This window comes from Mesorhizobium temperatum (assembly GCF_002284575.1).
GTDB lineage: Bacteria > Pseudomonadota > Alphaproteobacteria > Rhizobiales > Rhizobiaceae > Mesorhizobium > Mesorhizobium temperatum.
On record NZ_NPKJ01000005.1, the window covers coordinates 17911 to 29880 of the forward strand.

Here is an 11970-nt window from a genome sequence, read left to right on the forward strand (position 1 = left end):
CGCGCACGCCATCCCCATGGACGACACCCGGTCCCGGCAGGTCGTTATCGCCGGAGCCGGCGTCGCTGGACTGACTGCGGCGCTGGCGTTTTCCGAGCGCGGCTATCTGGTGCGGCTGTTCGAACAGGCGCCGCGCCTCGAAGCGGCCGGCGCCGGGATCCAGCTCTCACCCAACGCGACGCGCATCCTTCGCCAGCTCGGCGTGCTCGACCGGCTGTTGCCGGCGGCGGTGCGGCCGGAGGCGGTCGTGCTCAAGGACGCCGCCACGCTGCGCGAGCTGGCGCGGGTGCCGCTTGGCGAAGCAGCCGAAAGGCGCTGGCAGGCGCCCTATCTCGTCGCTCATCGGGCTGACCTGCAAGACGCGCTGATGGCGCGCCTTGCCGAGCAGCCGGACATCAGTCTCGCCACCGGCGCGCGCGTCAGGGGCGTCGCCGCAGGACCGCGCCATACCACCGCAACAGTCGAGATTGCCGGAAAGACGGTCGAAGCCGACGGCTTTCTGCTGATCGGCGCCGACGGCGTCTGGTCGGCGATCCGCGCTTTTGGCAGTCTTCAGGCCAAAAGCCGGTTTTCGGGCGAGCTTGCCTGGCGCGCTACGATCAGTGCAGACAGCGTCGCGGGAGAAGCCGTTGCGGCGGTCGGCGCCGCCAATTGCGTGACCACCTTCCTGCATCCTGGCTTCCACCTCGTCGCCTATCCGGTCAGCAACGGCACGGCGTTCAACCTGGCCGCCTTCACCAGGGGCGAGATCATCGCCGAGGGCTGGTCGGGCCACGCCGACCCCAATATCCTCGCCGGCGCCATGCGTGGCACGGCGGCAGCACTGGCCCGGCTTGCCGAGGATGCCGGCCCGTGGACCGCATGGCCGATCCATACGGTCGACCAAGGACAGCCATGGACGACGCCCGCCGGCATCGCGCTGATCGGCGACGCGGCGCATGCGATGACGCCGTTTGCGGCGCAGGGCGCGGCGATGGCGATCGAGGATGCCGCAACCCTTGCCGGCTTTGTCGCCGCCTCGCCTGCCGATCCCGGGAGCGCACTTGCCGCCTGGGAAAAGGTGCGGCGCCCGCGCATCGCCAAGGTCGCCCGCCGCGGTGCCGTCAACCGCTTCGCCTGGCATGCAGCGGGGCCGATGGCCGTCGCGCGCAACCTGTTCCTGAAGCTGCGCTCGCCGGAAAAGCTCGCGGCCGATCTCGACTGGCTCTATGGCTGGCGGCCGCCGGAAATCGTCGATCGGCGATGAAAGCTCGACCGTCTGGCGGGACAGCGCCGGAATGAGGCGCTGATTACCCGGAGCCATCAATTATAAATCCGCATCGACAGGTCGAGCGAGGCCGGCAGCGGATTCCACCAGCCCGTCCGCAGGCCGGCGATACGCAGAGCCGCCGCCGTCCAGGTGTTGCAGCCAACCAGCGCATTGAAATGGCCGTTGGCTTCGTAGAAGCGGTCGAACCTGGGATAGGCAGCATTCTCGATCAGGATCGGACCGTTCGGCCCTTGCTGAAAACTTGCGGCGATGAAGTCGAGCAGCGCTGCAAAACGCTCCTCGCTGATGTCGAAGCCGGCGACGTCGGGGTGCGGCTCGACAATGTTGCCGGCGACATCGACATGCATCACCGAAGCGTCAAGGGTCAGCGCCTTCATCACCGGCACCACCTTCAGTTCCGACCAGGTCGGCGTCTCCAGATAGAAGGCGCGGCCGCCCCAGCCGAAGACGATGTAGCGGACCCCAGCCATGTCGGCCGGAATGCCGCCATCGACCAGAAAATGGAAGCGCTTGCGCACATCGTCATCGACCGGGATGGCGATATCGGTGTGGATCGGATTTTTCAGCACCAGGATGTGCCTGGTAGCGACGAGATCGGCGGCCGCCGCCGGCAAGAGCGGCCGTGGAATGACTGTGCCCAGCATCACGGCAAGCACGATTGCCACCACCAGAATGGCGAGAAAACGCCCAAGCTTTTTCACGAGGGACGGCTTTCTCATGAGAGACGGCCTCGCAATCGGGGCGCAATCGCCTGCCGACGGCTCAGACGCAAAAGAGCCCGGCAGGATTTCGGCCGGGCTCTTCTGATTTGCGTGAGAGCAATCAGTGCAGGATCTGCGACAGGAACAGTTTTGTGCGCTCGTGGCGCGGATTGTCAAAGAACTCGGCCGGCGTGTTCTGCTCGACGATCTGGCCCTGATCCATGAAGATCACCCGGTTGGCGACCTTGCGGGCAAAGCCCATCTCGTGGGTGACGCAGAGCATGGTCATGCCCTCTTCGGCGAGGCCAACCATCGTCTCCAGCACTTCCTTGATCATTTCCGGATCGAGCGCCGAGGTCGGCTCGTCGAACAGCATGATGCGCGGGTTCATGCATAGCGAGCGGGCGATGGCGACGCGCTGCTGCTGGCCGCCGGAAAGCTGGCCGGGATATTTGTTGGCCTGTTCCGGGATCTTGACGCGCGTGAGGAAGTGCATGGCGATTTCCTCGGCCTGCTTCTTCGGCGTCTTGCGCACCCAGATCGGCGCCAGTGTGCAGTTTTCCAGGATGGTCAGATGCGGGAACAGGTTGAAGTGCTGGAACACCATGCCGACCTCGCGGCGCACCTCGTCGATCTTCTTGAGATCGTTGGTCAATTCCTTGCCGTCGACGATGATCTTGCCCTTCTGGTGCTCTTCCAGCCGGTTGATGCAGCGAATCATCGTCGATTTGCCGGAGCCCGAAGGGCCGCAAATGACGATGCGCTCGCCGCGCATCACTTTCAGGTTGATGTCCTTCAGCACATGGAATTCGCCGTACCATTTGTGCATGGCGATGATATCGATGGCGACATCGGTGGTGGAAACCTGCATCTTGGCGGCATTGACCTTGATCTCCTCCGCGCTGACTGCATTTTCTATGACCATGGCAGGTCCCCTTCTTGTTCTTAGCGTTTGTGGCCGGTGTCGAGCCGGCGTTCCGTGAACATCGAATAACGCGACATGCCGAAACAAAACAGCCAGAAGACGAAGGCAGCGAAAACCAGGCCGGACCTGGCCGTCTGCGCCGTCGCCCAGTTGGCGTCGGAGAAATTCTGTTTGACGACGCCGAGCAGGTCGAACATCGAGATGACGATGACCAGGCTGGTGTCCTTGAACATGCCGATGAAGGTGTTGACGATGCCGGGAATGACCAGCTTCAGCGCCTGCGGCATCACGATCAGGCCCATCTTCTGCCAGTAGCCGAGGCCGAGCGAATCGGCGCCTTCATACTGGCCCCTGGGGATCGCCTGCAGGCCGCCGCGTATCACTTCGGCCATGTAGGCAGCGGCAAACAGCGAGACACCGATCAGTGCCCTGAGAAACTTGTCGAAGCTGACGCCGGCCGGCAGGAACAGCGGCAGCATGACGCTGGCAAAGAACAGCACGGTGATCAGCGGAATGCCGCGCACCGTCTCGATGAAGATGATGCACAGCATTTTGACGATCGGCATATTCGAGCGCCGGCCGAGCGCCAGCACGATACCGACTGGCAGCGACACGGCAATGCCGACGAAGGATAGGCTGAGCGTCACCAGCAGCCCGCCCCACAGCGAGGTTTCGACAAGTGGCAGGCCGAACATGCCTCCGACCAGCAGGATGAAGGCAACGACCGGCAGCGCCCCAAAGAGAAGAATGGCGTTCAGCCCCTTGCGCGGCACCTTCGGGATGAGCAGCGGCACCAGAAGTGCCACGAACAGGATGGCGACCAGGATCGGCCGCCAGCGCTCATCGATCGGATAACGGCCGAACATGAACTGGCCGAACTTGGCGTTGACGAAGGCCCAGCAGGCGCCGGACCAGCCGTCCGGCTGGATGCCGCCTTGCGCCACGGTGGCGCAGACCGTGCGGTCCGTGCCGGTCCACTGGGCACTGATGAAGGCCCAGTTGATCACTTGCGGCAGGATCATCGCGACCAGGACGATGCCGATGATGGTCAGGATCGTGTCACCGGTCGACGCGATCAGGTTTTTGCGTATCCATGCGCCCAGTCCGCGCTCGCTTGGCGGCGCCGACTGTGCCAGCGCCATTTCGACGCGAACGAAAGAAAGATCGTGTTCCTGCATGACCCTACCTCTCCACCAGCGCCATCCTGGCGTTGACCACGTTCATGATCGCCGAGGTCAGCAAGCTGAGCGCGAGATAGACGGCCATCATGATCACCACACCCTCGACCGCCTGGCCGGTCTGGTTCAGCACCGTTCCGGCGATTGCAGTCAAGTCCGGATAGCCGATGGCGATGGCCAGCGAGGAGTTCTTGGTCAGGTTGAGATATTGGCTGGTCAGCGGCGGAATGACGATGCGCATGGCTTGCGGAATGACGACAAGCCGCAGGATCGGTCCCGCCCGCAGCCCGAGCGCAGCGGCCGCCTCGGTCTGGCCTTTGTTGACGCCCCTGATGCCGGCGCGCACGATCTCGGCGATGAAGGCGGCCGTATAGCATGACAGCGCCAGGTAGAGCGACAGGAACTCCGGCCTGACCTGGAAGCCGCCAGTCAGGTTGAACGTCGATTGCTTTGGATAATCGAAGCTCAGCGGGAAACCGCTCAGCGCGTAGGCCAGCAACGGCAGGCCGATGATCAAAGCCGTCGATGTCCAGAACACCGGGAATTGCTGGCCGGTCGCCATCTGCCGCTGGCGCGCCTTGCGGGCGACGAACCACGCCATGGCGATGCCGAGAAGCAGAGCAACCAGGATCAGCCAGGAGCCGTCGCCCCACACGGCGCGCGGAAAATAGAAGCCGCGCTGGTTGAGAAAGGAGCTGAACGGCAAATTGATGCTCTCGCGCGGCGGCGGCAGCACGGCAAGCACGCCGGAGTACCAGAAGAAGATGACCAGCAGCGGCGGGATATTGCGGAAGACCTCGACATAGATCGTGCAGATCTTCCTGATCAGCCAGTTGTGCGAAAGCCGGCCGATGCCGATGATAAAGCCGATGAGGGTCGCGGTGATGATGCCGACGACGGCAACAATCACTGTGTTGAGAAAGCCGACCAGAATGGCGCGGCCATAGGTCGAATCCGACGAATAAGCGATCGCGCTCTCACTGATGTCGAAGCCGGCGCGGCTGTTGAGGAAGCCGAAACCGGAAGCGATGCGCAGGCGCGTCAGATTGGCAATGACGTTTTGGGCGATCCACCAGACCAACGCCACCAGCACGATGACGACCACCGCCTGGAAGAATATGCCGCGGATCTTCGGATCATTGATGAAGGAGCCGCGGCTTGGCTCCTCGCGAAGAATTTCCTGCGATGCCATTCGACCATCCCCTGGAAAGAGAAACCGGAAGGCAGGAAAGCTGCCTTCCGGATCACATTTCGATCAGCGGATCGGCGGAGCGTATTGTAGGCCGCCCTTGGTCCACAACGCGTTGATGCCGCGCGCGATCTTCAGCGGGCTGCCCGAACCGACATTGCGTTCGAACATTTCGCCGTAATTGCCAACTGCCTTGACGATGTTGACGACCCAGTCGTTGGAGACACCGAGATCGGTGCCGATCTTGGTATCGGCCTCCTGGCCGAGCACGCGCTTGATCTCGGGATTGTCCGAGGTCTTCATCTCGTCGACATTGGCCTTGGTGATGCCGAGTTCCTCTGCCTGCAGCAGCGCGAAGTAGGTCCACTTGACGATGTGGTACCACTGGTCGTCGCCTTGCCGGACCGCCGGTCCGAGCGGTTCCTTGGAGATGATCTCGGGCAGCACGACGTGGTCGGCGGGCGAGCCCAATGTCAGCCGGATGCCGTAGAGGCCCGACTGGTCGGTGGTGTAGACGTCGCAACGGCCGGCGTCATAGGCGGCGTTGACCTCCTCCAGCTTTTCGAAGACGACCGGGTTGTACTCCATCTTGTTCGACTTGAAGTAGTCGGCAAGGTTGAGCTCGGTCGTGGTGCCGCTCTGCACGCAGACCGCCGCGCCCGAAAGCTGCAGCGCGGAATTCACGCCCGGCAGCTTCTTGGCGTTGATCATGAAGCCCTGGCCGTCATAGTAGGTGACACCGACGAAGTTCAGCCCAAGCGCCGTATCGCGGTTGATGGTCCAGGTGGTGTTGCGCGACAGGATGTCGACTTCGCCTGACTGCAGCGCGGTGAAGCGTTCCTTGGCGCTGAGCGGCGTGAACTTGACCTTGGTGCCATCGCCGAAGACGGCGGCCGCGACAGCGCGGCAGAAATCCGCATCGATGCCTTGCCAGTCGCCCTTGTCATCCGGCGCCGAGAAGCCGGCCAGACCGGTCGAGACGCCGCATTGGATGAAGCCCTTGGCCTTGACGTCGTCGAGCGTGGCCGCCGACGCGGCCGAAGCCACCAATCCAAGCGCGGCGGCGCCCAGAATGCCGATTGCAATGTGTTTCATAACCCACAGACCCTTTTCTGTTTTTTTCAGGCGAACCTGACTTTTTCCGTGTGAACGCAGCTTCCCGTTCCGGCCCATTCCCGGAACCCCGCATCGCAACCGACGCGCTGCCTCCCATTCACGAACTGCATCGAAGGCGATTATTTCAGTGAGGTCAAGGAAAATGACCGAAACCGAAAGAGTTTGAAAACCAATTGCCGCAAATGCCTGAATTGCAGACAAACGCGCCTGGAAATTAGCCAGGAGTGCGAACAAAGCCGGCAAAGCCCGGTCAACGCAGATCGAGGCTGGGCCTTTGAAAATCGGCCTTCGGACGCTACGCATTACTGAGTTGTCACGGAATCAATTGGCATATCCAAAGTCCGCCGGCTGGCGGATGGCGGACGGTTGCGCGGCCAATGCCGCCGCACTATGGCTAGCGCTTCATCAGAGGCGAAGCGCAATGACAAAAGACGGCAACGAAATGGGCATCAATACGCGGCTTGCCCACTCGGGCAACAATCCGCACGACTATTTCGGCTTCGTCAATCCGCCGGTCGTGCATGCCTCGACTGTGCTCTATCCCAACGCGGCGACGATGGCGGCACGCAGCCAGAAATACACCTACGGCACGCGCGGCACACCGACCACCGACGCGCTTGCCAGCGCGATCGACGGGCTGGAAGGCTCGGCCGGCACAATTGTGGTGCCGTCTGGGCTGGCGGCGGTGTCGCTGCCGCTGCTCGCCTTCCTGTCGGCGGGCGACCATGTCCTGATCGTCGATTCCGTCTATCACCCGACCCGCAATTTCGCCGACACCATGCTGAAACGGCTGGGCGTCGAGGTCGAGTACTACGATCCGCATGCCGGCGCCGGTATAGCGGCGCTGATCAAGCCCAACACCAGGGTCGTGTTCACCGAATCGCCGGCCTCCAACACTTTCGAGGTGCAGGACATACCGGCAATCGCCAGCGCGGCACACGCCGCCGGCGCAATCGTGATGATGGACAACACCTGGGCGACGCCGCTCTACTTCCGCCCGCTCGACCATGGCGTCGACATCTCGATCCATGCGGCGACGAAATATCCGGCTGGCCATTCCGACGTGCTGCTCGGCACCGCGTCGGCCAACAAGGCCTGCTGGAAACAGCTTTGCGAGACCTTCTACACGATGGGCTGCTGCGCCGGGCCGGACGATGTCTATCAGGTGCTGCGCGGCCTGCGCACCATGGGCGTGCGCCTCGACCACCATCAGCGCAGCGCGCTGGCCATCGCCGGCTGGCTGGAGGGCGAGCCGGGCGTGGCGCGCGTGCTGCATCCAGCGCTTCCCAGCCATCCCGACCACGAGCTCTGGAAGCGCGACTTCTGCGGATCGAGCGGCATTTTTTCGTTCGTCCTTGCGGGCGGCGGCCAGAAACAGCAGCATGCTTTCCTCGACGCGCTCAGGATATTCGGCCTCGGCTATTCCTGGGGCGGCTATGAGAGCCTTGCCGTGCCGGTCTTCCTCGGCGACCGCGTCGTCGCCAAGGGCCCTTATGACGGCCCGCTCATCCGCCTGCAGATCGGGCTCGAGGATGTCGAGGATTTGAAGGCCGATCTGGCGCGCGGCCTCACTGCGGCGGCAGGTGCTTGAGCGACGGCAGGGGTCTTCCAACAGGCGCATCCTCGGCCCGATCACGCAGGCCGATCTGCTGGTCGTAACGGCGCGCGCGCAAACTGCAGACAAGCTGCTGGAGGAAGCGGTAGCGTAGGCGGTGCTGGCCGCCGGGAAAAATGTTCGGGAACCTTTTGCCGGTTAGGCCGTCCAATGTTTCGATCGGAGGATTTGCTTCCGGTCAGGAGATTGGCTCGCGATGAGGAAACCGGTCATGTCTGCGACCGTCATGCCCGCCGCATCTGGCGAGATGCAGCTTGTCGGCCGTGCGCTGGCGCTCGAGGGCGGAGCCTTCCACACGATTATCAAAATGCACAACCAGCGACTCTATCGTATCGCCCGCAGCGTCGTCCGCAACGACAGCGAGGCTGAAGACATCGTGCAGGAGGCCTATGTCAGGGCCTTTGCCCAGCTCGGGGATTTTCGCGGCGAATCCTCTCTCGCCACATGGCTGTCGCGCATCGTCATCAACGAGGCGCTTGGGCGTTTGCGCAAAAGGCGGCGAACGGTAGCGATGCCGCAAAATCTACAAGCCGAAATCATCAAGTTCCCCCTCAATCCCAGCGACGATCCGGAGCGGATGATGGCGCAACGGCAGATCCTCGAGCTTGTCGAACGGGCGACCGATCGCCTTCCCGATGTCTACCGGACAGTATTTGTGGCGCGGGTGATCGAGGGTCTCAGCATAGACGAGACCGCCGAATTGCTTGATGTGCGGCCCGAAACCGTCAAGACCCGGCTGCACCGCGCCCGCGCCCTCGTCCGCAAGGCGCTGGCCGATCAGATCGGCCCAGTGCTGCTCGATGCCTTCCCCTTCGCCGGCCGCCGGTGTGAACGGCTGACCGCCGCGGTGATGCGGCGGCTTGGCTTTACAGACTGATTTTCCCGAATTCCCGGGAACGTTTGCCCCCTTCCGGCATCCAATCATCGTCAACTAAAAATGCCCGGAGCCAACCGCATCCGGCGAGGGAGAACGTCATGTTTATTCGATCGACCACCGCACTGGCAGCGCTTTTTCTGCTCAGCGCAGCGACGTTGGCGCAAGCCTCCGACAAGCCGAGCGACCCGCAGATCGCCCACATCGCCTACACAGCCGGCGTGCTTGACGTCGAGGCGGCCATGCAGGCGCTGAAGAAATCGAAGAACAAGGAGATTCTCGATTTCGCCAAAGACATGGTGCGAGACCATGAAGCCGTAAACAAACAAGCGCTTGACCTGGTTAAGAAGCTCAACGTGACGCCAGAGGACAACGCCACCAGCAAGGCGCTGACCAAGGCGGCGGACGAGGAACGGGCGAAGCTCGCCAAGCTCGGCGGCGCCGCGTTCGACAAGGCCTATGTCGACAACGAGGTCGCCTATCACAAGCAGGTCAACGGCGCACTCGAAACCCTGCTGATCCCCTCGGCCGAGAATGCCGAACTGAAGAGCCTGCTGGAGACCGGCCTGAAGCTATTCCAGGGCCATGAACAGCATGCCGAACATGTCGCCGGCATGCTGAAATGAGAACAGCACCGACGGTGTCGAAACGGCATCTGTGGCTTGCAATGGCGCTAACTATTGCTGCCGCACCAGCCAAGGCCGAAACGATTGAGGTGACGATCGAGAAGCTGGTGTTTTCGCCAGCCACTGTCGAAGCGAAGGTCGGCGATACGATCGAGTGGGTCAACAAGGACGTGTTCGCCCACACGGCGACCGTCAAAGGCGGCTGGGAGGTAACGATCCCGCCGAAGAAGGCGGCGAGCCTGACGCTGAAGACGGCAGGTTCAATCGACTATTTCTGCCGCTTCCACCCCAATATGAAAGGCCGTCTGACGGTGACGTCGCCCTAGCCATGCCAGCGGAGACCGCCCTGCGCGCGCAGGGCGGTCCGGCGACGTCAAGCCGCCTGGTAGCGAGGCGCCGGCTCGCCGGTCTGCGTCGCGGCGAACAAGGTGGCGCGGGCGGCGTCATAGGTTTCCCACAGCGCACGGTCGTGGACCGACGGCAGCGTGATGGCTTCACCCTGATCGAACCCAGCCAGGGCCGCATCGACCATGTCTTCCGCGGTCATCACCACCGCCGGGTCGAACGCTGAAAGCGGCATGCCGGCGAACTCGTAGAATTCGGTGGCGGTCGCGGCAGGAAGAACGAGCTGCAGCCTGACGCCGGTTCCGGCAAGCTCCTCCTGCAGGCCACGGCTGAAGTTCACCACATAACCCTTGGTGCCGCTGTAGAGGGAGGTGATCGGCAGCGAGTGCAGCGCCATGACCGAGGCTATGTTGATTATCGCCCCGGCGTTGCGCGACAGGAATGCCGGCAGCGCCGCCCGGGTCAGGCGCGTCAGCGCCGTGATGTTAAGCGCGATCGTCGACGCGGCATTTTCGTCGGACGTGTTTATCGTCGATCCGAGCGTGCCGTTGCCGGCGTTGTTCACAAGCAGGGTGATGGCGGGGTTGGTGGCGAGCACCTTCTCGACACGCGCCAAGCCCTCCTCCTTAGTCAGGTCGGCGCCGATCACCTCGACCTTGGCGCCATAGGCCCGCAACAGCTTTGCCGAGAGGGTTTTCAGGCGTTCGGCGCGGCGCGCCACGAGCACAAGATCATAGCCACGGGCAGCGAGGCGGTCGGCATAGACGGCGCCGATGCCGGCGGATGCGCCGGTGACGACGGCGATCGGCTTGGAAGCGGAGTTCGACATGGGTTATCTCCTGAATGTTGAGCGCTCAAATGTTGAGCACTCAACCAACTAGCCAAATCTGTGCCCCTTTGCAATGCTTCAGCCCTCAACTATTTTGTAAGGATGAAAAAAACAGTCGAATCGTTCGCATCGCTAGAAGATCGGGACGAGCCAGATGCAGAAGCGCCCGGCATGCCGAGCGATTTCGTCTGCATCAATTCGTCGCTGCGCCGCGCGGCGCGCCGGCTTGGCCAGTTGTATGACGCGGCACTGGTCCCAACCGGGCTGACATCAACGCAAACCCTTCTGCTCGGCCAGATCGACGGGCTCGCGGCCGCTTACGGCGAGGATGGGCCGACGCTGCAGGTCCTCGCCGGCCGCCTGGCGATCCAGATCTCAGCGCTGACGCATGCCCTGCGGCCGCTTGTGCGCGACGGTCTGGTCGAGGTCCGCCACGATACCCACGATCGGCGAACCAAGCATGCTGTGCTGACGCCGCTCGGCAAGGCGCGATACCAGCAGGCATATGTCGTGTGGGTCGAGGCCAACCGGCGCGTCGAGGCGATTTTGGGGGCAGCCGCGGCCGAAAAGCTGAGGAGCCTCGCCGACGATGTCGCCTCGCAGGACTTTCTCGACGCCTATGTTTCGGGCGCGAAGCCGGCGAGCAGCACCGAATCGTCGGAGCGTTAGAGCGCCGCGCATCCTTTGGAACGCGCCACGGACGGTCCGGCCCAGTCTTTCTACGACCAGCGACCGCCGCCCGAATGCAGACGGACGACAATCTGTGCTAAAGTAACCCTATGAAAGCATGGCTGGAAGCGGCAAAGAGCCGGGCCCGCGACATCAAGCTTGATGTCGTCGCCCTGTGGTTCGCCGCACGCGATCCTCGAGTGCCCTGGTTTGCGAAGTTCGTTGCGGGGATGGTGGCGGCCTATGCGCTTTCCCCGATCGACCTGATCCCGGATTTCATTCCGGTGCTCGGTTATCTCGACGACCTGATCATCGTACCGCTCGGCGTAATCCTGGCCATAAGGCTTGTTCCGCCGCCGCTGATGGACGAGTTTCGAGCGCAGGCTGCCGCGCTCGAAACTCACCCGCAAAGCAGGACGGGAATGTTCTTTGTCGTGGCGCTCTGGCTGGCTTTGGCAGCTTTGCTGATCTGGGCGTTCTGGCCCACCCACGCCAAATAGTCCGATCAGGCTTGCACTTGAAACCGCCTAGGCTGCTGCGCCGGCGGCCTCAAACCCGAGCGCCAGCCATGCCGTCCCGGCAAGCAGCGTGACCAGCGTCAGCGGCAGGCCGACCTTGAAGAAGGCGGCGAAC

Annotated in this window: 13 protein-coding genes; 7 read left to right on the top strand and 6 right to left on the bottom strand. The window is 62.9% G+C overall.

The window, feature by feature from the left end; translation table 11 throughout:
- The first annotated feature begins 16 nt into the window (after window positions 1-16).
- Window positions 17-1246 carry an FAD-dependent monooxygenase gene (locus CIT26_RS01170; RefSeq protein WP_095490862.1) on the top strand — a complete coding sequence of 410 codons (1230 nt, stop codon included), beginning with the start codon at window positions 17-19 and terminating at the stop codon, window positions 1244-1246.
- 56 nt (window positions 1247-1302) lie between these two features.
- On the opposite strand, the gene CIT26_RS01175 is transcribed toward CIT26_RS01170, so the two are convergent.
- The 5 genes from CIT26_RS01175 to CIT26_RS01195 all read right to left on the bottom strand — a co-directional run bounded on the left by CIT26_RS01175 (window position 1303) and on the right by CIT26_RS01195 (window position 6358).
- On the bottom strand, window positions 1303-1989 hold the full coding sequence (locus CIT26_RS01175) for a TIGR02117 family protein (RefSeq protein ID WP_206072702.1): 687 nt from the start codon (window positions 1987-1989) through the stop codon (window positions 1303-1305).
- A gap of 103 nt (window positions 1990-2092) precedes the next feature.
- Window positions 2093-2896, bottom strand: coding sequence for an amino acid ABC transporter ATP-binding protein (locus CIT26_RS01180; RefSeq protein ID WP_095490864.1), 804 nt, complete (start codon window positions 2894-2896; stop codon window positions 2093-2095).
- Window positions 2897-2916: 20 nt separating this feature from the next.
- Complete coding sequence (locus CIT26_RS01185) at window positions 2917-4074, bottom strand: amino acid ABC transporter permease (protein WP_095490865.1); 1158 nt, start codon at window positions 4072-4074, stop codon at window positions 2917-2919.
- 4 nt (window positions 4075-4078) lie between these two features.
- Complete coding sequence (locus tag CIT26_RS01190; protein WP_095490866.1) at window positions 4079-5266, bottom strand: amino acid ABC transporter permease; 1188 nt, start codon at window positions 5264-5266, stop codon at window positions 4079-4081.
- 63 nt (window positions 5267-5329) lie between these two features.
- The gene (locus CIT26_RS01195) at window positions 5330-6358 is read right to left on the bottom strand and encodes an amino acid ABC transporter substrate-binding protein (protein ID WP_095490867.1); all 1029 of its coding nucleotides are present in this window, start codon (window positions 6356-6358) and stop codon (window positions 5330-5332) included.
- Between the two features lie 442 nt (window positions 6359-6800).
- On the opposite strand from CIT26_RS01195, the gene CIT26_RS01200 reads away from it, so the two are divergent.
- From CIT26_RS01200 to CIT26_RS01220, 4 genes are all read left to right on the top strand, one after another.
- A complete protein-coding gene (locus tag CIT26_RS01200; RefSeq protein WP_095490868.1) occupies window positions 6801-7970 on the top strand; it encodes a cystathionine beta-lyase in 1170 nt (389 codons plus the stop codon).
- Window positions 7971-8205: 235 nt separating this feature from the next.
- A complete protein-coding gene (locus CIT26_RS01210; RefSeq protein WP_095490870.1) occupies window positions 8206-8871 on the top strand; it encodes an RNA polymerase sigma factor in 666 nt (221 codons plus the stop codon).
- Between the two features lie 98 nt (window positions 8872-8969).
- Window positions 8970-9494, top strand: a complete 525-nt coding sequence (locus CIT26_RS01215; protein WP_095490871.1) for a DUF4142 domain-containing protein — start codon at window positions 8970-8972, stop codon at window positions 9492-9494.
- On the top strand, window positions 9491-9820 hold the full coding sequence (locus CIT26_RS01220) for a cupredoxin domain-containing protein (protein ID WP_167391231.1): 330 nt from the start codon (window positions 9491-9493) through the stop codon (window positions 9818-9820). Before CIT26_RS01215 ends, CIT26_RS01220 begins: the two co-directional genes overlap by 4 nt.
- A gap of 47 nt (window positions 9821-9867) precedes the next feature.
- Here the strand turns inward: CIT26_RS01220 and CIT26_RS01225 are convergent, their stop codons facing one another.
- Window positions 9868-10668 carry an SDR family NAD(P)-dependent oxidoreductase gene (locus tag CIT26_RS01225; protein ID WP_095490872.1) on the bottom strand — a complete coding sequence of 267 codons (801 nt, stop codon included), beginning with the start codon at window positions 10666-10668 and terminating at the stop codon, window positions 9868-9870.
- 171 nt (window positions 10669-10839) lie between these two features.
- Here CIT26_RS01225 and CIT26_RS01230 point away from each other — a divergent pair, with 171 nt between their 5' ends.
- Both CIT26_RS01230 and CIT26_RS01235 read left to right on the top strand, forming a co-directional pair.
- On the top strand, window positions 10840-11337 hold the full coding sequence (locus CIT26_RS01230; RefSeq protein WP_245318955.1) for a MarR family winged helix-turn-helix transcriptional regulator: 498 nt from the start codon (window positions 10840-10842) through the stop codon (window positions 11335-11337).
- 110 nt (window positions 11338-11447) lie between these two features.
- The gene (locus CIT26_RS01235; RefSeq protein WP_095490874.1) at window positions 11448-11837 is read left to right on the top strand and encodes a YkvA family protein; all 390 of its coding nucleotides are present in this window, start codon (window positions 11448-11450) and stop codon (window positions 11835-11837) included.
- The last annotated feature ends 133 nt before the right edge of the window (window positions 11838-11970 follow it).